Origin of the sequence: Bacillus mojavensis, from assembly GCF_012648005.1 — a bacterium.
In the GTDB taxonomy this organism is placed as follows: domain Bacteria; phylum Bacillota; class Bacilli; order Bacillales; family Bacillaceae; genus Bacillus; species Bacillus mojavensis.
This window is the reverse complement of the sequence record NZ_CP051464.1, coordinates 3,003,001-3,027,855: the sequence shown is the minus strand read 5'-3', so window position 1 is coordinate 3,027,855 and position 24,855 is coordinate 3,003,001. Positions and strand designations below refer to the sequence as shown.

Sequence of the window (24,855 nt, the reverse complement as noted above, 5' to 3'; positions counted from 1 at the left end):
CCGCTCCTTTTTTTCATGCTTTTAAATTAGAGACTGGCAATAGAAAAGCCGCAAGGAAATGTGCAGCTTTGCTCTGAAAGAAAAACAAGGGATAAGGGCTCTTCTCCTTATCCCCGCGATTCTTATTCAGCTTTGAAATTTTTCAGCTCTTTCTCTGTTCCCGGCACTTCTAGTCCGTCGATAATTTTTTTCTTCCAATCATCAACCGCTTTGATTACATCATCCGATAGGTTTTGTTTAGAGGAAGAAATGCCGACTCCGTCTTGATCAAGCCCGTATGTAAGCGTTTCTCCGCCGGGGAATTTGCCTTCGCTTGCTTTCTTCGTTAAATCTTCAACTGCTGTATCAACCTTTTTGACCATGGAAGTAAGGGTGACGTTATCGTCTGTTCCTTCTACTTGGCCTTCTGCGTATTGATCTTTATCGACTCCGATCACCCAAACATCACGCTTCGGGTCTTCTTTTTTCAGGTTCTTGGCTTCTGTAAAGACACCTGTGCCGGTGGCGCCTGCGGAGTGGTAAATCACATCAACGCCTGACTTATACATGCTCTCGGCGGTTGCTTTTCCAACGTCCGCTTTATCGAATCCGCCCGCATACTTCACCTGGACAGTTGCGTCAGGTTTTACGGCCTGAACCCCTGCACGGAAGCCGACTTCGAATTTTTTGATTAACTCGGATTCCATGCCGCCCACAAATCCGATTTTTCCTGATTTGCTTGTTAAGGCTGCGGCTACTCCGACAAGAAATGACCCTTCCTGCTCTTTAAACGTAATGCTTGCGACGTTGTCTTTATCGACGACTGCGTCAATAATCGCAAAGTTTGTATTTTTGCGCTGATCGGCGATTTCACTGATTGAATCTTCCATCAAATAGCCGACGCCATAGATCAAGTCAAAATGCTCACGCGCTAATTTATTTAAGTTTGTTGTATAATCTGCATCTGATTTAGATTGCAGGTAGTCGTATCCGTTTTTCCCTTTTTCCAGACCATTATCTTTACCGAAGGCTTGGATGCCTTCCCATGCTGATTGGTTAAAAGATTTGTCATCCACCCCGCCAATGTCGGTAACCATCGCCACACTGAATTTGTTTTTGCCTTCACTGTTACCGCTGCTTTTTTCGCTGTTTCCGCACGCTCCTAAAATGGTGCCCGCTGCGATGACAAGTGACATCGCCAATCCGATTTTGCGTTTCTTCAAGATATAACCCCCCAGAAAAATTTGGCCTGAGCTGATCCGGTCAGTCATGGGATGGATGCCTCAATCAATTCTTAGAATCGATAAAATTTTCAGATAATAACAATTAGAATGAGCTGAGACAGTTCTGATCTTCCCTTAGTAAGTGTGATGTGGGTGTGTCCTTCGAAAGGCGGGGAAGAGAAGGATGCGGAAGGTGTTCCGGGCGGAAAACCGTGACATCTCTTTCTGAAGTGTGACTTATGACTTAGTCTAGGGATCAACTAACCAATCATAATTTATCATTTTACTTACAAGAAATAAATAGAATTACGCATAATTTTTTAAAAAATATGTATTTTTAGAATTGTATTTCAAATATGCCGAAAAGTCCTTTATTATTTTTGTATAGCTTATTGGCGAAAGGTTCAAGCATCTTGGTAAGAGATGTGACAGAGAAAAACGCACTGCTCGATATGAACAGTGCGTTTTTTTATAAATATTGCTTAATTCCGTTAAGGTTGCCTGTATTGACATTGTACTGAAACACCGGTCTCCCGATCGTTCCGTACGCCATTTCGACATTCAGAACCTGTATATCCTCAAGAAATTTTAAGTATTTTCGGATGGATACTTGAGATATTTCAGTATGATTCGCCAGGTCTTCTGTCGTAAAGGATTCGTTTTCAAAGGATTGTATGCTGGACCAAATCAGCTTCAGCGTGCTTTTTGTCAGCCCTTTTGGCAGATGCACTTTTTCTGTCGCGTCCTTCTTATGAAACAGTTCCGCGTCCAATTCTTTTTGGCTCATGTTTCGGTGGGTGGAATAGACTTTTTGTTTTCGTCTGTAATCAGAAAGGGCAGTCTGAAAACGTTCAAATTCAAACGGTTTGATTAAGTAATCCACAGCTCCGTAACGAAGTGTTTTTTTGATGACGTCCAGCTCGCTTGCCGCAGAGATGACAATCACGTCAACCGCTTCATTTTGAGCTCTTAATTCCGTCAGCAGCTCAAGCCCGTTTTTACCCGGCATGTAAATATCAAGCAAAATGAGGTCGATGTGATGCTCGCCTAAAATATGCAGAGCGCTTTGAAAGGAAGAGGCGATTCCTTTCAGCTGAAAGCCTTCTATTTGGCTCAAATATCGTTTATTTAATTCACCCACCATGGGGTCATCTTCAACTATTAGTACATTAATCATGGTTTTCCTCCTTCGGTTCGTACGGGATTCGAAGACTGAATGTGGTTCCTTCATTTTTTTCGCTGGTGATAATCATTTGACCCTTCAAATTCTCCATGCTTTGCTGGGTGAAATAAAGGCCGAATCCCCGGTTTTTGCCCTTTGTTGAATAGCCTTGTTCGAATACCTTGACTTGGTCTTCTTCAGACATGCCGGCTCCTGTATCGGTAATTTCGATGTCCAATATTTTGTCATGAAAACGCATGGACATCGTGATTTGTTTTTTCGGCATATTGGCAACAGCATCTAAGGCATTGTTGATCAGATTTCCGATAATCGTAATCAGTTCATGAATGACTGAAGGATCTGCTGCATTTGGAATAACCCCGCTGCATTCAATATCGAGATTTGCGCCCTGCTCTCGTATGTAACTCTGTTTTCCCAACAGAAAACCGGCCAGTACGGAGCTTTTGACATCATTTATGATTTCACTCGTTTCTGATTTTTGCTGAATGGCAATATCTTTAATATAATCTCCAAGATCGTCATACTCTTTCAGCTGGACGAGACCTAATATCACATGCAGTTTGTTCATAAATTCATGAGACTGCGCTCTCAGTGCGTTTGCATACATTTTAACACCGGAAAGCTGTTCAGCTAAATGTTTTACCTCGGTTTTGTCCCGGAATGTCGCAATCGCTCCGACGGTTTGTCCTTTCAGCTGGATAGGCACTTCATTAAATACAAGCTCTAATCCGTTAATGCGCACATCTCTGTCTTGAAGAGGTTTTCTGGTCTCAATGACATTTTTCAGACGGCTTTTTGGCAGGATGTCATTGACATCCTGATCGACGGGATTTGTTTCTATGCCCATTTTAATGAAAAGACGCTTCGCTTCCGCATTGGCAAGCTTGATTTTGCCGTGCTCATCGACAGCGAGTATGCCTTCTTTCGTTGATTCAAGCATGGCGCTCCGTTCTTGAAGAAGTGTCGCGATTTCATATGGTTCAAGTCCGTACATGATATTTTTCACCGTACGTGCGACGATAACAGCCCCGATGACGCCGACGAATATACTGACGCAAATAATAAAATAGAGCGGCCGTAAGCTGTGGCTGATGACTTCGTCAATTTCATTCACTGTGATGCCGACCGCAACGGCTCCGACTTGTTTTCCGTTCTTGGCGTAGACAGGCACAAACGCTCTCTGCGATTTCCCAAGCGTGCCTGAGGCGGTGCTGATATGGACATGTCCTTTTAATACTTCGGCTTCATCCCCGCCGCTGAATTTTTTTCCGATTTTGCTGCGGTCCGGATGGGTTCTGCGAATGCCGTTCATATCCATAACGACGACAAATTCTGTGCCGGTAATTTTCTGGACGTCCAGCGTATAGCTGAGCAGTTCCTTCTGTTTTTTTCCGCTCTCCAAAGCGGAAGCAGTGATCGGTGCGTCGGCAACCATTTCAGCAGTTTGCAGCGCTGTGTCTCTTTCCTGATCACGTATCCTTTTGGAGGTTTGGGCACCAACGGTAAAAAAGGTGATGAGCAGTGCGATTAACACAACGATACAGACAAATATGGTGAGTCTGGTTTGCAGTTTTAATGTTTTTTTCATATAAAACTTCCTTACGTTTTATGATTCCTGCGTACTACTTTACTCTCAAAATGGTGCTTTGTGAAGATTTGGGACCGTAATTCGTAAAAAGGAGAAAAAATGGAATAATTTATCTTGTCAATGTGTTTTAAGTCCTCCATAATAAATGAGGTAGATTATAGAAAGGGACTTTTTTATATGAAAAATACTTATTTGACAGGATACTTTCCGCTGATTGCGATCCTGCTTTTTAGTTCGTCTTTATCCATTTCAACCTCACTCTATGCATTGAAGATGCTTTCTTCATTTGGAATGTACGATGGAATGCTCGATTACTTCTCAGAGAAAGGAATCAGACTAGCGTTATTTGCGGCTTTTGCGCTTTTATATTTTATGGTTCTGTCCGCTCTGAAATTAATTGCGAATACTGTGACTGAGCTGTCACTGCTGTTTTTCGCAAATGATCCTGAAGGAAACAACCTGAAAACAATCAGAATGGGCTCTATCATTTATTTAGGCGGCGGGATCGTATCCTTTGTGCTATTGCAAAATGTCTTCTGGATTGTGATCTGGTTTGCAGTTGTTACACTTGCTTACTTTGTGTTCGTTGTTTACAGGATTTATTCAACACTTTCTATCATGTCATTGGTCGGATTCATTCTAATGGAACTGCTGTTTTGGTTTACCTTTGTTATCGGTATTCTGTTCATATTTATCAAGCTTTATAATAGCATAATGGCTAGCTTACCTGTGTAAGCTAGCCATTTTTTCGTTTATGGTAAAAATCTATTTTTTATAGAAGGGGAGGGGAGCATACATTCATTTTTTTTGCCGAACCACTTATAGCGGTTTTTGGCGATAACGGAATAGAGCATATCTCTGACAGGTTTCGGCACTGCAAAAAACAGGACAAAGAGCCGCCATGGGCCCCGCAGATGCCTGAAAACCTTTATGGCTGCAGTTGACTTAGTGTAAACCTGACCGTCTTCAATAAAGACAAAGCTGTCAAAATGCTCAGTCGGAAGCCCGCTTTTTTTCAGCAGGCTCTGTCCTGTTTCCGATTGAAGCGATGCAAATGAAATTAAACCGTTTGGATCACGTTTTATGATAAATTGAACGGCCCCGTTGCATAAATTGCACACACCGTCAAACAGTAATACGCGATTTGGAATTTGTTCTGATGTCACTGCAGATCCCCTCCGATTTTAATAAGCCGCTTGCAGCGTTCCTTTCCAGATGGAAAGCTGAGGGCTGATACTGTGAAGGTATTCAACGCTGCTCGGTGTATCTTTTCCAACCCAGACACCCATTGTGTACGTATCTGTCAGGCCGACGAACCACATATCATGATAATCATTTGAGGTTCCCGTTTTTCCGCCGATATAAGGCGCATTAAAATATGCTTTTTTCCCTGTCCCGCTTTTGACAACGGAAGACATCAGTTTTTTCAGCTGCATGTTTGTGCGGACGCTGAATATTTGTGTCGCTTTGTCATTCCATTTATAAATCGTTTTTCCTTTTAAATCCGTCACTTTTGTAATCGCGTGGCTCGGCGTGTAGCTGCCGCTGTTGCCGAATGTTGTATACGCCTTTGTCATCTCGAGAGGCGTCATGCCGTGTGTAAATCCGCCAAGCGCCGCCGGCAGCAGATAGTCGCTGTTGACAAGCTTTGAAAAATGATACGGTTCAATATAGCTGAAAGCTTTTTGGATGCCTACACGGTCCAGCATTCTGATGGCCGGTGTATTATACGAGTTTTTAAACGCTGTATCAAGCGTGACTGTGCCGTATGTGCGGTTATTGTAGTTTTGCGGACAGTAATCCCTGCTGCAAAATTTGCCGGCATCAATTGTGCTGCTTGCTGTCGCACCTGTCTGTTCAATATAAGGTCCGTAATCGAGAAGCGGCTTAATGGATGACCCCGGCTGTCTGTATGCTTGGTAGGCACGGTTAAAATCATACTTATGATAGTTTTTTCCGCCGGATAGAGCGACAACTTGATGCGTCTGGTGATTAATAACAGCCGCTCCGCCCTGTACGCCCGCATACGGCAGCTTCGAATTCATCTGTGCTACGACTTGATTTTGCATGTACGGGTCAAGTGCGGTATAAATTTTTACGCCGTCTTTCAGAAGTGTGCTGACTCTAGCGGACAGCTCGTTTTCTATTTTGTCTTTTTGTTTTCCTGATGCTTTTTGAAGACGCTTATCATAACCTTCAGATTCAGACACGAGTTGAGTGAATTCATCATTTACGTAGGAAACGTAGTCTGGAAATTTGTCTTCTTTCTCCTCGACATCCAGTTTGATTTTTTGTTTTACGGCTTTCTTCAGCTCTTTGTCCGTTATAACCCCGGCATTTTTTAACCCTTTAAGCAAGCGTTCTTGACGGCTTTTCGTGTAGTCAAAATGCTTGAGAGGATCATATAATGTAGGGTTATTAGGTATAGCGCAAATAAAAGCCATTTCTCCCAGTGTGAGAGATTTCAGCGGTTTGCTGAAATAAAATTCAGCAGCTGATCCGACGCCATAAACGCCGTTATTAAAATAAATCGTATTTAAGTAGGCTTCAAGAATCTCATTTTTTGTATACTTTTTCTCAAGCTGATAGGAGTACGCGAGCTCAGTCAGTTTACGGCTGAAAGAGCGCTCGTGGCTCAAATACAAGTTTCTTGTAAGCTGCTGTGTGATGGTGCTGGCCCCTTGGTCAATCTTTTTGTCCTTCACGTTGGAAGCGGCCGCCCGCACCATCCCCATAAAGTCAAACCCTTTATGTTCGTAAAAATGGCGGTCCTCGGAAGTTAAAAATATCTGTTTGACTTCTTCGGGAATCTTGTTGAAGGGAACCAGCACTCGGTTCTCATCATCGCTGACGATTTCCGAGACCAGCGACCCGTCCCTGTCGTACATGTAGCTGTTTTGAACAAGGCTGATCTCTTTCAAATCAATATTCTTATCAAGCACCTGATCCAGGGACTTCATTTGTTTTACTTCTTTTCCGGAAGCGATAACTGTAAATGCAAACAATGGGATTATGCAAAGGAGCAAAATCCATCCGATAATTTTTCGTAACATGGTCACTCTCTTTTCTCCTAAATTCTAGCCATATCGTACCATTCTTTTGAGTTTACGAGAAGGTTAAATTTAGAAGACTCTTCAATTTTTGCTGAAAATCAGCTTGCTTTGGCACACGATTCTTTTTGGAATTTCTTCATGATCCAAAGCAGGCAGGCACCTGAGAAAAAGAGAAATGCTGTGACATAAAAGGCTGCAGAGATATTGAAGTGACTCGATATAATACCGCCGAGAAGAGGTCCGAGAACGTTTCCTAAAAAGCGAAAGCTGACATTGTAGCCGAGGACTTCTCCTTGGATGGAGCCGGGAGCCTGAACGCGGATTGCCGCTGTGATGCATGGAAGAAGGCCGCCCATCGCCATCCCGAATAAAAACCTGAAAACAAGAAGCACACTGAATGAAGACGCGAGTGCCTGCGGAATAAAAAATAAAGAGGCGGCGATTAAAAGCCCGATTAAGATGCGGCGGTGGCCGTAGCGGTCTCCTAAATCTCCCCATTTTCTTGCCAGCAGCAAACTGCCGAGTCCGGTTGCCGAAAATGCCATGCCGGAGAAAAAGGCCAGATTGGCAGGTCCGTGCAGCTCGTTTACATATAAAGCGAGCAACGGCTGGATACTGAAATTTCCTGTTTGAATCAGCATGGTTAACAGCATCATGACCCAAAGCGCGGGCTGGTGAAAAATATAGGAGAGCACTTCTTTTCTCGTATAAGACTGACGTTTATTCATCTTCTCTGTGAGCGGCTGTTCTTTGACCCCGAATAACACGAGAAGAACGGCCAAGAAAATCACAAATGATGTGATAAAAAAGGTATACGTAAAGCCGAAGTGGTCAGCAAGCACGCCTCCCAAAAGCGGGCCGAACAAGCTTCCGGACACTTGCCCCATTTGGAGCGTGCCAAGCGTTTTGCCGGCTGAGCTTTTAGGCGTCTGCGCGGAAATCATTGCAAGGGATGTCGGAATAAATCCGGTTACAAGCCCCATAGCCATACGAAGAAAAAACAATTGATAAACCGATGTGACAAAGCCCATTAATAAAATGCTGACGGCTATGCCGATTCCGGTTGTCAAAAGGATTTTCTTGTAACCGCGTTTGTCTCCGAACCGCCCCCAGAACGGGGATACCAAAAAAGCCATTAAAAATGTAATGCCGAACACATAACCGCTCCACCTTTGCACAAAGCCGTTGGAAAAGGTGCTGAGCGTCTCAATATACAAGGAGAGAAAAGGAATGATCATTGTTGTGCTGGCTGATACAAAGAAATTCGCCAGCCACACAATGACAAAGTTTTTCTTGCGGATAGATATAACATCACCTTCTTATTATTTCGGGTTCCTTACTAATTATAAAGAAACAGTGCACCATTTAAAAGAAACAATGCGGCTGGGAAATTTCATTATTTTTAGAAAATGAAGAAATGAAGAGAAGGAGAATCGATATACTATAAAGATAGCATTCTTCTGATCGGAGGAAAGGTAGGTGTAAAAATAGTGGAGGCAGGCAACTTACTCATTATTGATTTCGAGTTTACGATGCCCGAAGGAAAATACAGTCCGCAAAATTTTTTTCCGGAAATCATAGAAGCAGGAATTGTAAAGTCGGTTAATGGTGAAGTAGTTGAGACGTTTTCGAGTTATATTAGGCCGAAAAAATTCCCCAAGCTGACGAAGCGCTGTAAATCATTTTTAAACATTACGCAAAACCAAGTAGATGAGGGGATGAGGTTCGAGGACTTTATCCGTAAACTAAATGAGCTTGACCCTGAAAAAAATTGCACGATCATCACGTGGGGAAACATGGATATGAAAGTGCTGAAGCAAAATTGTATGTTTAACCATATTCCTTTCCCGTTTAAAGGGGAGATGAGAGATTTATCGCTTGAATATAAAAACTTTTTTGGAGACCGGACACTGACCGGCTTGTGGAAGGCAGCGGAAGAGTACGGAGATAAGGGAACGGGCACCCATCATAAGGCGCTTGACGATGCTCTTACAGCCTATAAGCTTTTTAAGCTTGTCGAGCAGGATAAGCAGTACCTCGAAAAACCAAAACCGCCGACAATCGGCGAGAGGATTGATTTATCTGAACTATTCCGGCGCGCAACATAAAAAACCCAATCTTTCGTCAGACTGGGTTATGGCCGGGTAAAGTATTCTTTTTCTAAAACGTCCAGATTGTTCAGGGATCGCTTTGCCCATTGTGAATCATCTCCGGCCAGTTTGGCTCTCAGCTGTGCAACCGCTTCCCGCAAAGACTCGTTATAATCCGGCACTTCACAGTCATAGGCCTTCACCATATGATGGGGGATATTAGTCTGTTCGCCGAAAGCAAGCGCTCTTCTTTCATGGAAAAACGGCACATCTGCCTGTTTTGGATGGTGAAGGTCTCCTTGAGCGGGATGGGTGAGAACCGCCTTAATTTTGACTAAATAATGCTGCGGTCTGCAATCTGTAATTTCTCCTATGTATACACCTGTTTTGTAAAATCCTTTTACGATAGAGCCTTTCTCAAATGTACTCATCTGTTATCACCTCGCATTCATTCTATAAAAGTTCCAATTGATTTGCTAGTGAGGAAGGTCGGCGGGGAGCTTGATCGTCACAATGGTTCCCCTTTGAAAGCTGCTGCTGAACGAAATGGTTCCGTGGTGATGTTCAATGATGGAAAACGTCACAGTCAGGCCAAGTCCCGTTCCATTCGTTTTTAAAGAATAATAAGGTTCACCCAGCTTCTGCATTTGGTGATCCGTCATGCCAACACCGTTATCTGAGATTTTGATTACAATTATATGGCCGATTTTTTTCGCTGAAACTTGGATGACCCCTTTACCCGTAGGAACGGCTTCAATGCTGTTTTTCATAAGGTTGATCACAGCCTGCTTCAGCTTTGTTGCATCCCCGTATACCAAAAGGTCCGGCTCGGCGTCCGCCTCTACTGTCACAGATTTATAATTGGCATACGAAATCATAAGGGAGCTCGTCTCTTTGATAAGAGAAGATAGATCAAAAATCTCTTTTTCGTACAATTGCTGTTTGGCGATATCAAGATAATTTGTAATAATGCCCTGAGCCCGGTCAAGCTCTGACAGCACAAGCTTTTGATAATCCGCACTGGATTTGTTTTGAAGGGATTCATCATTAAAAAGCAGCTGGACAAATCCCCGGACAACTGTCAGCGGATTTCTTACTTCATGAGCCACACTTGCCGCAAGTTCACTCACAATTTCCATTTTTTCCGAATGGATAAGCTGGGAACGCAGGGCGATATTTTCTGCGATGCTTTCTATCAGATAAATGCTTAAAAGAAGAACGGTGCAGCGGAACAGACCTGAGACAGCTGCCTCATAATATATCATTTCTGAATTTTGAAAATTTAAAATATTCACGGCAGAAAAAACCAAGATGGAGGCGAAAAATAAGAAGATCTCCAAGCAACCGATGAATAAAGACAGCAGCAGTTTTCTCGCTTTGGACATGAATGGCCACTTTTTTTGAAGTAGAGTTGGAATGATGATATGAAAAGGCAGCAAAGCGTATACAAAAATGGCGGAAGGCTCAAAAAACAGCAGTTCAAAACATAAGACGGATGCGGCGACTGTTAGCCCGGAAGCAGTGTTTATGTATAATAAACAAATGATGACAGGAATGATTTGAAGGCCATATTGGATGTAGTCCATTTCCTGTATAGGGAATATAATGCATAAAACTGAGGCGCCGCATGCAAATATTGTGACCAATACGTTGTTGATTTTTGGTACAATGATCGACGGTTTTCCAAGCCAAAACACTTGATAAAGAAGAATAGGAAACAAAATAAAGCAGATATGTAGGAGATAGTCTTTTAGAATTTCCATTCGAGTGAAATCCTTTCGTATAAAATATGAATCTATTATAACACTTATCATTAGAAGTAAAATACAAAATTTCTTAATAAAGAACGCCTTTACGATTGATACGTAAAGGCGTTTGTGACGAATATTTACTCTAACGCTGTTTTTATTCGGCGCAGTCCGTCCTGCAAGGTTGCCAGAGGGCATCCTGCATTCAAACGCATAAATCCTTCTCCGCCAGGGCCGTATTTCGTGCCGGGCTCCAAAATAATTTTCCCTTTGTGCAGCATCTTTTGCTGCAGCTCTGCATCAGACAAGCCATATGCGCGGAAATCGAGCCAGATCAGGTAAGACGCATCAGGCTTCATCATCTTGACATTTGGGAGCTCGCTGGTCAAAAAGGCAGCAGCCTCGTCCATGTTTTTCTCAAGATAAGAAATCAGTTCATCGAGCCACGGCCCGCCTTTTGAGTAAGCGGCTTCGATTGCGCTCACGGCAAACGCGTTTAATCCGCCTAAACCGTTCCGCTGCAGGCTGGCTGAAAATTTGGCGCGCTTCAGCCGGTCTGGAATAATGATTGCAGACGCCTGCAAACCCGCGATATTAAACGTTTTGCTAGGTGCCGCGCAAGTCACAGAAATCTCAGCGAAATCGTCAGAAAGAGAGGCAAACGGCGTATGGTCATTACCGTACAGCATCAAATCGGAATGAATTTCATCTGACACGACTGTAACGCCGTGTTCAAGGCATAATTCGCCGAGCTTCAATAAATCTTCCCGGCCCCATGCCCGCCCTGAAGGATTATGCGGATTGCATAAAATAAACAATTTTACGCTCGGATCACTGATTTTTGTTTTCAAATCTTCAAAATCCATTACATAAGTTCCGTCTTTTTCTTTAAGCGGATTATGTAAAATACGCCGGCCGTTTTTCTCAATCATATGGTAAAAAGGCGTGTAAACAGGGGATTGGACAATCACTTGATCCTTTGGTTCTGTAAAAGCCTGAACCGCCATGCTTAAAGCTGTGACCACCCCGGGACTGAATGTAATGCTTTCCGGGTTCACCTTCCAGCTGTGCCGGTTATGCATCCATGCACACACTGCATCTTTTGTTCTCTGATCTGGCGCTGTATATCCGAAAATCCCTTGTTCTAGGCGCTGTTTTAATGCTTCTGTTATGGCTTCCGGCGCACGAAAATCCATATCCGCCACCCACATCGGGAGGGCGTCTGTCACGCCGAATAATTCGCCTGTCTTGTCCCATTTGAGGGATTGGGTGCCGAGGCGCTGTTCTTGTTTATCAAAGTTCATTCTGTTTCCACCTCTTATGTATGTTTATTTTTCTTAGCGTAACTATGATAAAATAAATCTGCAAATTTTATTATAAGCGGTGATGAAAATGGAAGAAAGTCAAGCGGTCAGGGAAATGATCAATGTCATTGCCAAATGGGACCCGTTTAAATATGGTGAAGATTTTTATGAAACGGAGGCTGTTGATGTCGTTCAGGCCGTCTATGATGAAGACGATCCTAAAGTGTTAGCGAAAAGCATACAGCATATTTTCGAAGCTTCTTTTGAACAAACACTTCCGATCGACAGCTGCCTGAATGTGGCTGGACAGCTGCTGTTCATTAAAGACAGCAGCTCTTGCACGCCTTGAAAAACCGGTATACAAACCGGTTTTTTTATTCTGTGATAAACTCTGCAATTCGTTCGGAAACGAATTCTGGGCGTTCCTCCGGCACCAAATGGCCTGTTTCCCGCAATGAATACAGTTTGGAATCCGGCAGGTCATGGTGCAGACGTTCGCCGATTTTCACCGGAACCACCTTGTCTTCTTCGCCCCAAATCAATAAGGCGGGTTTGTTCATTTTTTTCAATTCCTCAGACTGTAAATCTCCTTCCCTGTGCCGGATGAACTTTGTCATAGCTTTGAAAATCTGTTCATCTTGAAAAGGTTTGCCGTAGCCGTCAATCATCTCCTCGTCAATCAGCGATTTGTTGTGGACGACATTTAATAAGTTTTTCATCACGCCTTCTTTGGAAAGCCAGCGTTTGATATAAAGATGAAAATATGGGAGGTGAGTCCCGAAGATAATCGTCGGGTGTGAGCGTTTTAAATAACCTGAACTGCAAAGAAGCACAATCTTCGAGAAGAGCTCAGGCTTTAATAGAGCAGCCGACAGCGATATTTGCCCTCCCATCGAATGCCCGACAAGCGCCGCCTGTTTGACTTGCAAGTGCTCCAGGAGTCCGATGATAAGCATAGCGAGGTTTTGATAGGTATATCTAAATGTCCTTGATTTTTCTGATTGGCCGAAAGGAGGCAAATCGAGCGCGATGATGTCATACCGGTCCCGAAGCAAGGGGATTAATTTTCTGAAGCTGAAAGCAGAAGATAAAAAACCGTGTACGCAGACAATTGTTTGTTTGCCCGGGTTTTGATAGTGCTCATAATATACATTTACGCCTCCGACTTTAATACGTCTTATTGGTGTAACCGCCTCCATTTTGCCGTCACTCCCTTCATAGGATGTACTGTATTATGCCCTGAAATTGTCAGTTCTAGCGGAAGTTTCTCCTCGTTTTTTCTTAGCATTCGTCAAAAAACGTGATATAATGTCATGAAGATTTCTTGACATTGTAAAGGTGTGAAATGAATGAAATTGACCGATAAAGAAACAGAAATATTAGAAATTTTAGACGAAAACAGCCGCGCCGACCTGGAAACAATCGCAAAAATGGCCGGTATCCCTGTAAATGAAGTAAAAGCGATCATTGACAAATTGGAAAAAGAAAAGGTTATTATTGATTATTCCGCTATGATCGACTGGCGGAAAGTGGACGGCCATGAAGGCGTGACTGCCATGATTGATGTTAAAGTCACTCCAAAGCGCGGAGTCGGTTTTGACGAAGTGGCGGAGCGGATTTACCGATTCCAAGAGGTAGAATCAGTCTACCTGATGTCAGGCGTATACGACCTGTCTGTCGTGATCCGCGGCAATTCAATGTCTGACGTTGCGCGTTTTGTATCTGATAAACTGTCAACTCTTGATTCAGTTGTGTCTACGACAACACATTTTATCCTGAAAAAATACAAGCACGACGGCAAAGTATTTGAAACGGGAGACGACGACAAAAGAATCGTGGTGTCACCGTAAATGACTTCTTATTTATCCGATTATGTACAACAAATAAAACCATCCGGCATCCGCAGATTCTTTGATTTGGCGGCAACGATGGAAGGGGTTATTTCTTTAGGAGTCGGAGAACCTGACTTTGTAACGGCTTGGAATGTCCGGGAAGCAAGCATTCTTTCCCTTGAACAAGGGTATACGTCATATACCGCTAATGCCGGTTTATACTCATTGCGAGAGGAAATCAGCCGTTATGTAAGCAGCCGGTTTGGTCTTACATACTCACCTGACGATGAATTGATTGTGACGGTAGGGGCGAGCCAGGCTTTGGATATTGCAATCCGCGCCATTGTAAATCCGAGTGAGGAAGTGATTATTCCAGAACCGTGTTTTGTGGCGTATGAATCGCTTGTCTCTTTGACAGGCGGCGTTCCGGTTCATGTCCATACGACGGCTGATAAAGGATTTAAAGCGACGGCTGAGGATTTTGAAGCGGCAGTGACCGAAAAGACAAAGGCTATTCTCATTTGTTCGCCTTCGAATCCGACCGGCTCGGTTTACTCAAAGAAAGAGTTGCATGAAATTGCTGAGTTTGCCAAAAAACATGATTTAATCGTACTGGCCGACGAGATTTATGCGGAACTGACATACGATGAGGAATTCACGAGCATAGCAGCATTACCGGGGATGAAAGAGCGGACGGTTGTCATTTCAGGATTTTCAAAGGCGTTTGCCATGACAGGCTGGAGACTCGGTTTTGCCGCGGCGCCTTCAGAAATTCGCAACGCGATGCTTAAAATCCATCAGTATGCGATGATGTGCGCGCCTGCAATGGCGCAATACGCAGCGCTTGAAGGGTTAAAAAACGGAATAGAAGATGTAGAAAAGATGAAAAAGAGCTACCGAAGAAGACGTAATTTGTTTGTCGAAACGCTTAATGAAATCGGTCTCAGCTGCCACCATCCGAGCGGTGCTTTTTATGCTTTCCCATCCATCAAAAGCACTGGGATGAGCTCAGAACAGTTTGCCGAGGAGCTCTTGCTGCAGGAAAAAGTAGCCGTTGTTCCGGGTAATGTATTTGGGCCGAGCGGAGAAGGATATATCCGCTGTTCATATGCGACATCAATTGAACAGCTGCAAGAAGCATTGGTTAGAATGAAACGCTTCTTACACAAAACAACATAAAAAAAGATACGAACTTTTTGTTCGCATCCAATAAAAGGGGGAATACTAGAAAGCCTTTGGTATTTGCAGTATACCCTCTTTTTGATATGCTTAAACCTGATATCATATAAAAAAGTTTTCTTTGCGGAAATGAGACATGTATGATATAATTTTAAATTGCGTATAAACTGATATTTAATTTAACTTAGGAGTTGTTATGAATGGCAGCAAAATTTGAAGTGGGCAGTGTTTACACTGGCAAAGTTACAGGATTACAAGCGTATGGTGCGTTTGTTGCATTAGATGAAGAGACTCAAGGTCTGGTACACATTTCTGAAGTAACTCATGGTTTCGTAAAAGACATCAACGAGCACCTTTCTGTTGGTGACGAAGTACAAGTAAAAGTACTAGCTGTTGACGAAGAAAAAGGAAAAATCAGCCTTTCTATTCGTGCGACACAAGCTGCGCCTGAGAAAAAAGAAAGCAAACCAAGAAAACCTAAATCAGCACAAGTGAGCGAAGAAGCTTCTGCACCACAAGGTTTCAACACATTAAAAGATAAGCTTGAAGAGTGGATTGAAATGTCCAACCGCAAAGATCTTATCAAAAAGTAAGCATGAAAAAGCACCGGACAGGAATGTTCGGTGCTTTTTTTTATCCTATCGCATTTCAGGCTTCGCTGCTTCTTCTCGTGAAGCTTCTTCGTTTGGCTTAAACAGCAGACCGAGGTTGATTAAGCCGGCGATTCCGACGAGTCCGTAAATGATACGGGAAAGGGCTGACCCTTGGCCGCCAAAGATGGCTGCTACTAAATCAAATTGGAAAAATCCGATCAGTCCCCAGTTAATAGCGCCAATGATCGTTAATACAAGACAAATTCTCTGAATAGTACTCATGTTTACAACCTCCTCCATGAATTATTAAAACAGTTATAGATTGTGACATATTGGAGAATCTATACATGCATTCTCCATATTGTGAGAAGCCGGACGAAACGGCTCAAACTCAGCTGTATCTGTTCCATTCCCAGCATCTTGCAAATGAAAACTGTCTGATACGCTGAAAACAGAACGAGCTGATTGCTTTACATGGAGCGCAGGCATTCTGCATAATAAAAATCTAAGGAGGAGATGTCATGCAAAACTTTACATATTGGAACCCGACAAAATTAATTTTCGGCCGCGGCGAAGTTGAAAAACTCCCGGAGGAACTGAAACCTTACGGAAAAAATGTATTGTTAGTCTACGGAGGCGGAAGCATTAAACGCAGCGGCCTTTATGACCAAGTGATGGAACAGCTGAATAAAGCCGGTGTCACGGTACATGAATTAGCAGGCGTAGAGCCGAACCCGCGTGTGTCGACTGTTAATAAAGGTATTGCGATCTGCAAAGAAAACAACATTGATTTCTTATTGGCTGTCGGCGGCGGCAGTGTCATCGACTGTGCAAAGGCGATTGCTGCGGGGGCAAAGTATGATGGTGACGCGTGGGATATCGTAACGAAAAAACACCAGCCGAAGGAAGCTTTACCGTTTGGAACTGTTTTGACTCTCGCCGCAACTGGCTCTGAAATGAACTCAGGTTCAGTTATCACAAACTGGGAAACAAAAGAGAAATATGGCTGGGGAAGCCCGCTCGTGTTCCCTAAGTTCTCCATTTTGGATCCAGTGAACACGTTTACTGTTCCTAAAAATCACACGATCTACGGAATGGTTGATATGATGAGCCACGTGTTTGAGCAATACTTCCACCATGTATCAAACACTCCTTACCAGGATCGCATGTGCGAATCGCTCTTACGCACAGTCATCGAAACAGCGCCTAAGCTGATCAATGATCTTGAAAATTATGAACTGCGTGAAACGATTCTTTACACAGGGACAATTGCTTTAAACGGCATGCTGTCAATGGGTGCAAGAGGGGATTGGGCCACTCATAATATAGAACATGCGGTTTCAGCCGTTTACGATATTCCGCATGCCGGCGGACTCGCCATACTCTTCCCGAACTGGATGAGACATACATTGTCAGAAAACCCGGCTCGCATGAAGCAGCTGGCGGTTCGTGTGTTTGGTGTGGAGGAAGCTGGAAAATCAGATGAGGAAATCGCGCTGGAAGGTATCGACAAGCTGTCTGCTTTCTGGACAAGCCTAGGCGCTCCAAATCGACTGGCTGATTACGATATCAATGACGAACAGCTCGACACAATTGCCGACAAGGCAATGGCCAACGGTACGTTCGGCCAGTTTAAATCACTACACAAAGAAGATGTACTTGCTATCTTAAAAGCATCTCTATAACAAAAGGGGAAACAGCCGATCAGGCTGCTTCCCTTTTTCTTTGAACTTATGTTACAATTGTTAACCTGTTTTTTGATACAGCACTATATGGAGGTTTTACAATGGAAAATTTCACTTATTATAACCCGACGAAACTGATCTTCGGAAAAGGTCAGCTTGAACAATTAAGAAAAGAATTAAAGCAATACGGTAAAAATGTTCTGCTTGTCTACGGAGGCGGAAGCATTAAACGTAATGGTCTTTATGACCAAGTAACAGACATATTAAAAGAAGAAGGCGCGGCTGTCCATGAACTGTCAGGGGTCGAGCCGAACCCGCGTCTTGCGACTGTGGAAAAAGGCATTGACCTATGCAGACAGCATGATATTGATTTTCTGCTTGCTGTGGGTGGCGGAAGTGTCATTGACTGCACAAAAGCGATCGCTGCGGGAGTGAAATACGACGGAGACGCTTGGGACATTTTCAGCAAGAAAGTAACAGCCGAGGATGCACTGCCGTTTGGTACAGTTCTAACCCTTGCTGCCACAGGTTCTGAAATGAACCCTGACTCTGTGATTACAAACTGGGAAACAAATGAGAAATTTGTATGGGGAAGCAATGTAACTCATCCGCGGTTCTCGATTTTAGACCCTGAAAATACGTTCACAGTGCCTGAAAATCAAACGGTTTACGGCATGGTCGACATGATGAGCCACGTGTTTGAACAATACTTCCATAATGTCGAAAACACACCGCTGCAAGACAGAATGTGCTTTGCCGTTCTGCAGACGGTAATTGAAACAGCTCCAAGACTATTGGAGGATCTGGAAAATTATAAACATCGTGAGACGATTTTATATGCAGGCACTATCGCTCTGAATGGCACGCTTCAAATGGGCTACTTCGGCGACTGGGCTTCTCACACAATGGAGCATGCCGTATCAGCTGTATATGATATTCCGCATGCCGGCGGACTTGCGATCCTGTTCCCGAACTGGATGAGATACACGCTTGATACGAATGTCGGCCGCTTTAAAAACCTCATGCTCAATATGTTTGACATTGATACAGAGGGCAAAACGGATAAAGAAATTGCGCTTGAAGGTATCGACAAGCTGTCTGCGTTCTGGACAAGTCTGGGTGCGCCTTCCCGTCTATCCGACTATGAGATCGGAGAAGAAAAACTGGAACTGATTGCTGATATCGCAGCCAAAGAAATGGAGCACGGCGGCTTCGGCAACTTCCAAAAACTGAACAAAGATGACGTGCTTGCCATCCTTCGCGCGTCACTCTAATGTCAAAGGACGGAATGCAGTCATTCCGTCCTTTCTTCTTGACTTGATTTCACAGATAAGTTCATATAAAGTGAAAGATGAAAACATTATACCGTTATGGAGGGACAAGCAATGACGCATGTACGCTTTGACTACTCAAAAGCGTTGACTTTCTTCAACGAACATGAACTTACATATTTGCGCGACTTTGTAAAAACAGCACACCATAATATTCATGAAAAAACAGGCGCGGGCAGCGATTTTCTAGGCTGGGTGGACCTCCCTGAACATTATGATAAAGAAGAATTTGCGCGTATTAAAAAAAGCGCGGAAAAAATCAAATCTGACTCTGATGTATTGCTTGTTGTCGGTATCGGCGGTTCTTACCTCGGCGCGCGGGCAGCGATTGAAGCGCTTAATCACGCGTTTTACAATACACTGCCAAAAGCAAAACGAGGCAATCCGCAAGTCATTTTCATCGGAAACAACATCAGTTCATCATATATGAGAGATGTCATGGATCTTCTCGAAGATGTTGACTTCTCCATTAACGTCATCTCTAAATCAGGTACAACAACTGAGCCTGCAATCGCTTTCCGTATTTTCCGCAAGCTTCTGGAAGAAAAATACGGCAAGGAAGAAGCGAAAGCGCGGATTTACGCGACAACTGATAAAGAGCGCGGCGCGTTAAAAACACTTTCTAACGAAGAAGGCTTCGAATCATTTGTCATTCCTGATGATGTCGGCGGACGATATTCTGTCTTAACAGCTGTTGGTCTCCTTCCGATTGCTGTCAGCGGCGTCAACATTGACGACATGATGAAAGGCGCATTTGATGCGAGCAAGGATTTTGCCACATCAGAATTGGAAGAAAACCCTGCATACCAGTATGCGGTCGTTCGCAATGTGCTTTACAATAAAGGCAAAACGATTGAAATGCTTATCAACTATGAGCCGGCGCTTCAATATTTTGCGGAGTGGTGGAAGCAGCTGTTCGGCGAAAGTGAAGGCAAAGACGAGAAGGGCATTTATCCTTCTTCTGCCAACTATTCAACAGACCTTCACTCATTAGGACAGTACGTACAGGAAGGCCGCAGAGATTTGTTCGAAACGGTGCTGAATGTCGAAAAACCTAAACACGAGCTGACAATCGAGGAAGCGGATAGCGATCTTGACGGCTTAAACTATTTAGCCGGAAAAACGGTAGATTTCGTTAACAAAAAAGCATTCCAAGGTACAATGCTGGCTCATACAGACGGAAATGTTCCGAACTTAATCGTCAACATTCCTGAGCTGAATGCATATACTTTTGGATATCTTGTTTATTTCTTCGAAAAAGCCTGCGCGATGAGCGGATATCTCCTCGGCGTCAATCCTTTTGACCAGCCTGGAGTAGAAGCATATAAAGTCAATATGTTTGCATTGCTTGGCAAACCTGGCTTTGAAGAGAAAAAAGCTGAGCTTGAAAAACGTCTCGAAGATTAATGTAAGAAAGCTGACTGGCATTAGCCGGTCGGCTTTTTATCAAATCAGAAAGGTGCTGATGTTCATGAAACAAATGGTCAAACATCTCATCATTGCGGGCTTATCGGCAGCAGTTTTCGTTATTCTCATATCCTTTGATGCCGTGAATACAGAGTTTTCTTCCCACCTTGGCGGCACACTCTCACACTTTTTTATCCACACCTTTCTTCTGATCGGGCTTCCGCTTGCCATTTTTACTGATGCAGTACATCAGATTTTGCAATTGAAGCGTTCTCACACCCTTTTAACAAAGTTAGGACTCTATGCGGCTGTTGTATATGTTTCATGGGAATCTGCGGCGGGGATTGCTGCAGCGATAACTGTTTACTTCTTAATTGAATGCGCTTTCTTTTCGGTTGGCCGGGCAAAGGAAAAAACAATTTCCATGTAATCAGCCTCTGAATGAAGTCTTGTTCGGCAGGACAGGATAAATGAAAAAAGGGGCAGTTTGATGATTACAATACCTTCCGCGATAGATGGGCAGCCTTTTTTGCTTCAGGAGCTGGAACAAGTCATGAAGCCGCTCGGTTATGTGATAAACGGCGGCTGGGAGTACGATCACGGCTATTTTGATTATAAAATTGATGATAAAGACGGATATTTGTTTTTAAGAATTCCCGTCAATGCCATACAAGGCAGTCTCGATGAACGCGGGGCAGCTGTCCGTATCGGAACTCCGTTTATGCTGAGGCAGGTGTTCCAGACAGGCCTTGATGATCATGCTGAAGGAGGGCCGTTTCAATCGCTGTTTAATCAATTTTCTGAACCCGAAAGACGGGACGCGGAAATTGATCCAGCGTATTTGGATATCGGCGCCTCCCTTGTCAAAGAGCTGGAGGATGTTCTGCTGGGTTAAAGCGCAAGAAACTGATCTGTTTCAAGCACTTTATATGAAAGAGGAGGGGTAATCATAGGCCCTTCCTCTTTTTGTATGCCGATAATGGTGGTGTTGTGATCTAGAAAATAGAGGACGCATGTTTTATAAGCGGCGCCCTGCAGCTCAGAAGGAACCGAAATCAGCCGCACTTTTTTATCGAGTGTCAGCTCAATTAAGCTTTGCGGTTTAGACAGCTGCAATTTGACTCGGTAATGTTCCAGCATCACGCGGCTTAAGAGCTGAGATGTCCCGATAATTTTATTAGCGCCTGCCCGTTCTGCATTGGTGACAAAGCGGTCAGTCAGAATTTCGACAATACAGTAAGCCAGCGGATTCAATCCTTTGACTGATAAAAGAATCAGCACCGACAGCATGTCCGCTTCTGCTTCACTTTTATATTGGTCGGCGGTGACCATAACTGTGTCCGCCTCAGTAATATTGGCTCGTTTCAGCGTTTCATCATCTGCGGCGTGTCCGCGTATGAAATGGACATTTTCAATGAGCGGCCCTTCTTTTAACGTTTCATCAATCAGAACAACTGTCTTGGAGGGCGCCGCCAGCTGAAGCTCTCTCAAAAGGCGATTTGATTTTTCATTCCAGCCGATAATAATGACATGGCTCCGTCCTTTGTAAGCGACCTTCCCCTCTATGTAGCGGTGCTGTTTACTGAAAGCGGCAGCGGATAAGGTGGCAAAGTAAGCAGTGACAAAGCTTGCTCCGATTAATATCAGTAGCATTCCGGCTACTTGACCAAGCGGCGTGTGCGGCACATAATCCCCGTAGCCTACTGTTGAGACGGTAACCACGGCCCACCAAATACCTTCGAAGACAGAAGTAAACTGCTTGGGCTCAAGTAAGTAAATGATTTGCCCGAACAAAAGAACTAGAAAAAGAATGATCAGCCCGATTCGGATAAATAACGGCCACCTCAGCCATGAGATAAAGATCCGATTTGACTTCATTCTTTTTCTCCTTCTTCAGATAATGAAATAGATAAAATCTGTTTGATAATTGTGTTCAGCTTTTCATTTAGCTTTTCCTGGCCGTACAGGTCGCGGGCCTGCTTCATGAGATCAGCTGTATCGTCTTCCAGCTGAATAAGGGGTTGATCGATTTCAGATTCATTATAAAACTGGATAAATACGTCCAGTCCTTCATTCATTCGGTCAATCGCTGTACTCAGCTGTTCCTTTTCCTCACTCGTCACTTTCATGTTCATCACACCCGTGCTCTTTTTATAACAGTATGTCCTACTTCCGGCGTTGTTTTTCAAAAAATGAACTAAAACATATAAAACCGGTTTTCTCCATAAACTAAAACAAATCGGCGAAAAAAGGTGGAACAGATGACGATCATTCAGAGAACCGTTGTGGTTTTGATCGGTACGCAGCTTGCGGCATCCGCAGTGATTTTGTTTATTTTCGACTTGAATTCTTATAATCACTTTTCCGATAGCTTCTCATGGCATCATTTTTTGAATAAGCTGATTGGAGGCTTTTCTTTTTATTTGTTTTCGGCCGGCTTGTTCCTTTTGCTTATCGGAATGTGTGCACCGAGACGGAAGAAAAAGCGCATTTCTGTACACGAGAAAGAAAACTCATTAAAATAATCGTAATAAAGAAACATACGATCTTTAAAAAAGGATGATGGAACATGCTGTTTATATTTTTAACAATAGCCGCATTGGGATTGTCGTTTTGGGCACAATTTAAAGTAAAGAGCAACTTTGAAAAATATTCAAAAGTGGAAGCCTCAAGCGGTCGAACAGGGGCAGAAACCGCAAGACGGATTTTAGATATAAACGGTCTTTACGACGTGCCGGTTGAACCGGTAAGAGGCGCTTTAACAGACCATTACGACCCGACAAGACGGGTGGTGCGTTTATCTGAGCCGGTTTATTACGGCCGCTCAATTTCCGCCATATCCGTTGCTTCCCATGAAGTCGGACATGCCTTGCAGCATCAGGAATCATATGGTGCGCTTGTGCTGAGACATAAAATGTTCCCCGTTGTGAATTTTGCATCCGGAGTGGCTCCTTTGCTTTTTTTGGGGGGCATGCTTCTTGGCAGTCTCAACCTCATCGGACTCGGCATCATTCTGTTTTCAGCCGCTGTCTTTTTCCAGCTGATCACACTGCCTGTTGAATTCAATGCAAGTTCACGCGCGAAGCAAATTATTGTGTCTGAAGGATTCATTCGAAACAACGAAGAACACGGTGTAAATAAAGTGCTGAGTGCCGCTGCATTGACGTATGTGGCCGCCGCGCTGGTTTCCCTGTTTGAACTTCTTCGGTTTGTGATGATCTTCTTAAACGGTCGTAATGAGAATTAACGTTAAGGAGGTGGCCCCTTACCATTTACGGTAAGGGCTTTTTTTGCTTATTCTACAATTGGTAGCCATTTTTGTTTTGATTGGCATTACGGCTGTTTTTGTTGCAGCGGAATTTGCGATTGTTAAGATTCGGGGTTCGAAAATCAATCAGCTCATGGAAAGCGGTGACAGCCGTGCGCTTGCCGTACACAAAATCATTTCTAATCTAGACGAGTATTTATCAGCCTGCCAGCTCGGGATTACGATCACGGCGCTGGGCCTCGGGTGGCTCGGTGAACCAACATTGGAGCACATTCTTCATCCCTTATTTACAATGACGGGTATGCCGGAACCCATCAATCACATCGTCACCTTTATTGTTGCATTTATCATCGTCACTTTTTTGCATGTGGTGATGGGAGAGCTTGCGCCAAAGACGGTTTCGATTCAAAAGGCGGAGGCCGTCAGTTTATGGATCGCTAAGCCGCTGATCTGGTTTTATAAAATCATGTATCCGTTTATCAAAGCCTTGAACGGCTCTGCGAGTTTTCTTGTGAAGCTGTTTGGGTTTCATTCAGTAAAGGAGCATGAGGTTGTCATCAGTGAGGAAGAACTGAGGCTGATCCTGTCAGAAAGCTATGAAAAAGGGGAAATCAACCAGTCCGAATTTCGCTATGTGAATAAGATTTTTGAATTCGACAACCGCGTGGCGAGAGAAATTATGATTCCGCGAACAGAAATCGCTGTCATTTCTCTGGAGCAGTCGCTTGAAGAGGCGATTCATCTCATCATTAACGAACGGTATACACGGTATCCTGTCATCAAAGAAGATAAGGATCATATTTTAGGGATTATCAACAGCAAAGATATGTTTAAAGCGTATTTTCTTGGCCAGCCGATTAAACTGAAGCAAATTATGAGACCTGTCATCAGGGTCATTGAAAGCATTCCTGTTCAGGAGCTTTTAATCCGCATGCAGAAGGAACGGATTCATATGGCCATTCTCGTAGATGAATACGGGGGTACGGCGGGGCTTGTCACTGTCGAGGATATTATCGAAGAAATCGTCGGGGAAATCCGTGATGAATATGACCAGGATGAAACGCCGCATATTTTGAAAAAAGGCGAGCACCATTATGTGATGGATGGAAAAGCGCTAATAGATGAAGTGAATGACCTGCTCGACATTGCCATTGAGAATGAAGAAATTGATACGATTGCAGGCTGGCTTCTGACGCAAAAAATGGAGCTGAAAGCAGGAGATGTGATACAGGCGGAGGGCTGCGAGTTTAAAATCCTCGATGCTGAAGACCATCATATTCGATTTGTCGAAATCAAAAAAACAGAGTTTTAATCAAAAACAGCCGGCTAGACGCGGCTGTTTTTTTGAGCATTCAAAGAAAAACCGGACCAAAGGCTTCTGAAACATTGATC

The 24,855-nt window shown here is 43.7% G+C and carries 28 protein-coding genes; 15 read left to right on the top strand and 13 right to left on the bottom strand.

Features of this window, described 5'->3' with window-relative positions:
- Positions 1-122 precede the first annotated feature (122 nt).
- The 3 genes from nupN to maeL form a co-directional block, all read right to left on the bottom strand.
- On the bottom strand, positions 123-1,202 hold the full coding sequence (gene nupN / locus HC660_RS15895) for a guanosine ABC transporter substrate-binding protein NupN (protein WP_168748636.1): 1,080 nt from the start codon (positions 1,200-1,202) through the stop codon (positions 123-125).
- A gap of 469 nt (positions 1,203-1,671) precedes the next feature.
- Positions 1,672-2,379 carry a two-component system response regulator MaeM gene (maeM, locus tag HC660_RS15890; RefSeq protein WP_168748635.1) on the bottom strand — a complete coding sequence of 236 codons (708 nt, stop codon included), beginning with the start codon at positions 2,377-2,379 and terminating at the stop codon, positions 1,672-1,674.
- Positions 2,372-3,973, bottom strand: coding sequence for a malate sensor histidine kinase MalK (maeL, locus tag HC660_RS15885; protein ID WP_029441167.1), 1,602 nt, complete (start codon positions 3,971-3,973; stop codon positions 2,372-2,374). The genes maeM and maeL overlap by 8 nt, the downstream gene beginning before the upstream one ends.
- Before the next feature lie 177 nt (positions 3,974-4,150).
- Between maeL and HC660_RS15880 the strand changes: the two genes are divergently transcribed.
- A complete protein-coding gene (locus HC660_RS15880) occupies positions 4,151-4,708 on the top strand; it encodes a YufK family protein (RefSeq protein WP_010331673.1) in 558 nt (185 codons plus the stop codon).
- A gap of 17 nt (positions 4,709-4,725) precedes the next feature.
- Here HC660_RS15880 and HC660_RS15875 read toward each other — a convergent pair whose 3' ends face one another.
- From HC660_RS15875 to HC660_RS15865, 3 genes are all read right to left on the bottom strand, one after another.
- Positions 4,726-5,139, bottom strand: a complete 414-nt coding sequence (locus tag HC660_RS15875) for a thiol-disulfide oxidoreductase DCC family protein (RefSeq protein WP_010331671.1) — start codon at positions 5,137-5,139, stop codon at positions 4,726-4,728.
- Between the two features lie 18 nt (positions 5,140-5,157).
- Positions 5,158-7,032 (bottom strand): transglycosylase domain-containing protein, encoded by a 1,875-nt coding sequence (locus HC660_RS15870; protein ID WP_168748634.1) that lies wholly within the window; start codon positions 7,030-7,032, stop codon positions 5,158-5,160.
- Between the two features lie 92 nt (positions 7,033-7,124).
- Positions 7,125-8,333, bottom strand: a complete 1,209-nt coding sequence (locus HC660_RS15865) for a multidrug efflux MFS transporter (RefSeq protein WP_425321668.1) — start codon at positions 8,331-8,333, stop codon at positions 7,125-7,127.
- Between HC660_RS15865 and HC660_RS15860 the strand changes: the two genes are divergently transcribed.
- Both HC660_RS15860 and kapD read left to right on the top strand, forming a co-directional pair.
- Entirely contained in the window at positions 8,236-8,439 is a 204-nt protein-coding gene (locus HC660_RS15860; RefSeq protein ID WP_168749494.1) for a hypothetical protein, read from the top strand. The genes HC660_RS15865 and HC660_RS15860 overlap by 98 nt on opposite strands.
- 77 nt (positions 8,440-8,516) lie before the next feature.
- Entirely contained in the window at positions 8,517-9,134 is a 618-nt protein-coding gene (gene kapD, locus HC660_RS15855; RefSeq protein WP_010331666.1) for a 3'-5' exonuclease KapD, read from the top strand.
- Positions 9,135-9,160: 26 nt separating this feature from the next.
- Here kapD and kapB read toward each other — a convergent pair whose 3' ends face one another.
- From kapB to HC660_RS15840, 3 genes are all read right to left on the bottom strand, one after another.
- Positions 9,161-9,547, bottom strand: coding sequence for a kinase-associated lipoprotein KapB (gene kapB, locus HC660_RS15850; RefSeq protein WP_168748633.1), 387 nt, complete (start codon positions 9,545-9,547; stop codon positions 9,161-9,163).
- A 45-nt stretch (positions 9,548-9,592) separates the two neighbouring features.
- Positions 9,593-10,879, bottom strand: a complete 1,287-nt coding sequence (locus HC660_RS15845; RefSeq protein WP_010331664.1) for an ATP-binding protein — start codon at positions 10,877-10,879, stop codon at positions 9,593-9,595.
- Between the two features lie 125 nt (positions 10,880-11,004).
- A complete protein-coding gene (locus HC660_RS15840; protein ID WP_168748632.1) occupies positions 11,005-12,168 on the bottom strand; it encodes a MalY/PatB family protein in 1,164 nt (387 codons plus the stop codon).
- An 88-nt stretch (positions 12,169-12,256) separates the two neighbouring features.
- Between HC660_RS15840 and HC660_RS15835 the strand changes: the two genes are divergently transcribed.
- Positions 12,257-12,517, top strand: a complete 261-nt coding sequence (locus tag HC660_RS15835; RefSeq protein ID WP_010331662.1) for a YugE family protein — start codon at positions 12,257-12,259, stop codon at positions 12,515-12,517.
- Between the two features lie 25 nt (positions 12,518-12,542).
- Here the strand turns inward: HC660_RS15835 and HC660_RS15830 are convergent, their stop codons facing one another.
- Complete coding sequence (locus HC660_RS15830; protein ID WP_010331661.1) at positions 12,543-13,367, bottom strand: alpha/beta fold hydrolase; 825 nt, start codon at positions 13,365-13,367, stop codon at positions 12,543-12,545.
- A gap of 150 nt (positions 13,368-13,517) precedes the next feature.
- Between HC660_RS15830 and HC660_RS15825 the strand changes: the two genes are divergently transcribed.
- The 3 genes from HC660_RS15825 (at position 13,518) to yugI (ending at position 15,772) form a co-directional block, all read left to right on the top strand.
- Positions 13,518-14,018 carry an Lrp/AsnC family transcriptional regulator gene (locus tag HC660_RS15825; protein WP_010331660.1) on the top strand — a complete coding sequence of 167 codons (501 nt, stop codon included), beginning with the start codon at positions 13,518-13,520 and terminating at the stop codon, positions 14,016-14,018.
- Positions 14,019-15,179 carry an aminotransferase gene (locus HC660_RS15820; protein WP_168748631.1) on the top strand — a complete coding sequence of 387 codons (1,161 nt, stop codon included), beginning with the start codon at positions 14,019-14,021 and terminating at the stop codon, positions 15,177-15,179. It abuts the gene before it with no gap.
- Between the two features lie 200 nt (positions 15,180-15,379).
- Positions 15,380-15,772 carry a S1 domain-containing post-transcriptional regulator GSP13 gene (gene yugI / locus HC660_RS15815; RefSeq protein ID WP_010331658.1) on the top strand — a complete coding sequence of 131 codons (393 nt, stop codon included), beginning with the start codon at positions 15,380-15,382 and terminating at the stop codon, positions 15,770-15,772.
- 45 nt (positions 15,773-15,817) lie between these two features.
- Here the strand turns inward: yugI and HC660_RS15810 are convergent, their stop codons facing one another.
- Positions 15,818-16,054 carry a DUF378 domain-containing protein gene (locus HC660_RS15810; RefSeq protein ID WP_010331657.1) on the bottom strand — a complete coding sequence of 79 codons (237 nt, stop codon included), beginning with the start codon at positions 16,052-16,054 and terminating at the stop codon, positions 15,818-15,820.
- 239 nt (positions 16,055-16,293) lie between these two features.
- Here HC660_RS15810 and HC660_RS15805 point away from each other — a divergent pair, with 239 nt between their 5' ends.
- From HC660_RS15805 to HC660_RS15785, 5 genes are all read left to right on the top strand, one after another.
- Positions 16,294-17,457, top strand: coding sequence for an iron-containing alcohol dehydrogenase (locus HC660_RS15805; RefSeq protein WP_168748630.1), 1,164 nt, complete (start codon positions 16,294-16,296; stop codon positions 17,455-17,457).
- A gap of 101 nt (positions 17,458-17,558) precedes the next feature.
- Positions 17,559-18,731, top strand: a complete 1,173-nt coding sequence (locus HC660_RS15800; protein WP_168748629.1) for an iron-containing alcohol dehydrogenase — start codon at positions 17,559-17,561, stop codon at positions 18,729-18,731.
- Positions 18,732-18,842: 111 nt separating this feature from the next.
- On the top strand, positions 18,843-20,195 hold the full coding sequence (locus HC660_RS15795; protein WP_010331654.1) for a glucose-6-phosphate isomerase: 1,353 nt from the start codon (positions 18,843-18,845) through the stop codon (positions 20,193-20,195).
- 58 nt (positions 20,196-20,253) lie between these two features.
- A complete protein-coding gene (locus HC660_RS15790; RefSeq protein ID WP_050549462.1) occupies positions 20,254-20,625 on the top strand; it encodes a hypothetical protein in 372 nt (123 codons plus the stop codon).
- A 60-nt stretch (positions 20,626-20,685) separates the two neighbouring features.
- On the top strand, positions 20,686-21,090 hold the full coding sequence (locus HC660_RS15785; RefSeq protein WP_101864151.1) for a YugN-like family protein: 405 nt from the start codon (positions 20,686-20,688) through the stop codon (positions 21,088-21,090).
- On the opposite strand, the gene HC660_RS15780 is transcribed toward HC660_RS15785, so the two are convergent.
- Positions 21,087-22,073, bottom strand: a complete 987-nt coding sequence (locus HC660_RS15780) for a potassium channel protein KbfO (RefSeq protein ID WP_168748628.1) — start codon at positions 22,071-22,073, stop codon at positions 21,087-21,089. The genes HC660_RS15785 and HC660_RS15780 overlap by 4 nt on opposite strands.
- Positions 22,070-22,324, bottom strand: a complete 255-nt coding sequence (locus tag HC660_RS15775; protein ID WP_168748627.1) for a protein mistic — start codon at positions 22,322-22,324, stop codon at positions 22,070-22,072. Before HC660_RS15775 ends, HC660_RS15780 begins: the two co-directional genes overlap by 4 nt.
- Positions 22,325-22,456: 132 nt before the next feature.
- On the opposite strand from HC660_RS15775, the gene HC660_RS15770 reads away from it, so the two are divergent.
- Genes HC660_RS15770 through HC660_RS15760 form a run of 3 tightly spaced genes read left to right on the top strand, consistent with a single transcriptional unit; the run spans position 22,457 to position 24,775 of the window.
- Positions 22,457-22,720 carry a YuzI family membrane protein gene (locus HC660_RS15770; RefSeq protein WP_123373899.1) on the top strand — a complete coding sequence of 88 codons (264 nt, stop codon included), beginning with the start codon at positions 22,457-22,459 and terminating at the stop codon, positions 22,718-22,720.
- 44 nt (positions 22,721-22,764) lie between these two features.
- Positions 22,765-23,442: a zinc metallopeptidase gene (locus HC660_RS15765; protein WP_010331648.1), complete on the top strand. Its 678-nt coding sequence runs from the start codon at positions 22,765-22,767 to the stop codon at positions 23,440-23,442.
- A 43-nt stretch (positions 23,443-23,485) separates the two neighbouring features.
- Positions 23,486-24,775, top strand: a complete 1,290-nt coding sequence (locus HC660_RS15760) for a hemolysin family protein (protein WP_168748626.1) — start codon at positions 23,486-23,488, stop codon at positions 24,773-24,775.
- The last annotated feature ends 80 nt before the right edge of the window (positions 24,776-24,855 follow it).

Coding starts and splice junctions, on each gene's coding strand:
- maeM (WP_168748635.1), bottom strand. CDS start 2,379: ATGATTAATGTACTAATAGTTGAAGATGACCCCATGGTGGGTGAATTA.
- maeL (WP_029441167.1), bottom strand. CDS start 3,973: ATGAAAAAAACATTAAAACTGCAAACCAGACTCACCATATTTGTCTGT.
- HC660_RS15880 (WP_010331673.1), top strand. CDS start 4,151: ATGAAAAATACTTATTTGACAGGATACTTTCCGCTGATTGCGATCCTG.
- kapB (WP_168748633.1), bottom strand. CDS start 9,547: ATGAGTACATTTGAGAAAGGCTCTATCGTAAAAGGATTTTACAAAACA.
- HC660_RS15845 (WP_010331664.1), bottom strand. CDS start 10,879: ATGGAAATTCTAAAAGACTATCTCCTACATATCTGCTTTATTTTGTTT.
- HC660_RS15840 (WP_168748632.1), bottom strand. CDS start 12,168: ATGAACTTTGATAAACAAGAACAGCGCCTCGGCACCCAATCCCTCAAA.
- HC660_RS15835 (WP_010331662.1), top strand. CDS start 12,257: ATGGAAGAAAGTCAAGCGGTCAGGGAAATGATCAATGTCATTGCCAAA.
- HC660_RS15830 (WP_010331661.1), bottom strand. CDS start 13,367: ATGGAGGCGGTTACACCAATAAGACGTATTAAAGTCGGAGGCGTAAAT.
- HC660_RS15825 (WP_010331660.1), top strand. CDS start 13,518: ATGAAATTGACCGATAAAGAAACAGAAATATTAGAAATTTTAGACGAA.
- HC660_RS15820 (WP_168748631.1), top strand. CDS start 14,019: ATGACTTCTTATTTATCCGATTATGTACAACAAATAAAACCATCCGGC.
- yugI (WP_010331658.1), top strand. CDS start 15,380: ATGGCAGCAAAATTTGAAGTGGGCAGTGTTTACACTGGCAAAGTTACA.
- HC660_RS15810 (WP_010331657.1), bottom strand. CDS start 16,054: ATGAGTACTATTCAGAGAATTTGTCTTGTATTAACGATCATTGGCGCT.
- HC660_RS15805 (WP_168748630.1), top strand. CDS start 16,294: ATGCAAAACTTTACATATTGGAACCCGACAAAATTAATTTTCGGCCGC.
- HC660_RS15800 (WP_168748629.1), top strand. CDS start 17,559: ATGGAAAATTTCACTTATTATAACCCGACGAAACTGATCTTCGGAAAA.
- HC660_RS15795 (WP_010331654.1), top strand. CDS start 18,843: ATGACGCATGTACGCTTTGACTACTCAAAAGCGTTGACTTTCTTCAAC.
- HC660_RS15790 (WP_050549462.1), top strand. CDS start 20,254: ATGTTCATGAAACAAATGGTCAAACATCTCATCATTGCGGGCTTATCG.
- HC660_RS15785 (WP_101864151.1), top strand. CDS start 20,686: ATGATTACAATACCTTCCGCGATAGATGGGCAGCCTTTTTTGCTTCAG.
- HC660_RS15780 (WP_168748628.1), bottom strand. CDS start 22,073: ATGAAGTCAAATCGGATCTTTATCTCATGGCTGAGGTGGCCGTTATTT.
- HC660_RS15775 (WP_168748627.1), bottom strand. CDS start 22,324: ATGAAAGTGACGAGTGAGGAAAAGGAACAGCTGAGTACAGCGATTGAC.
- HC660_RS15770 (WP_123373899.1), top strand. CDS start 22,457: ATGACGATCATTCAGAGAACCGTTGTGGTTTTGATCGGTACGCAGCTT.
- HC660_RS15765 (WP_010331648.1), top strand. CDS start 22,765: ATGCTGTTTATATTTTTAACAATAGCCGCATTGGGATTGTCGTTTTGG.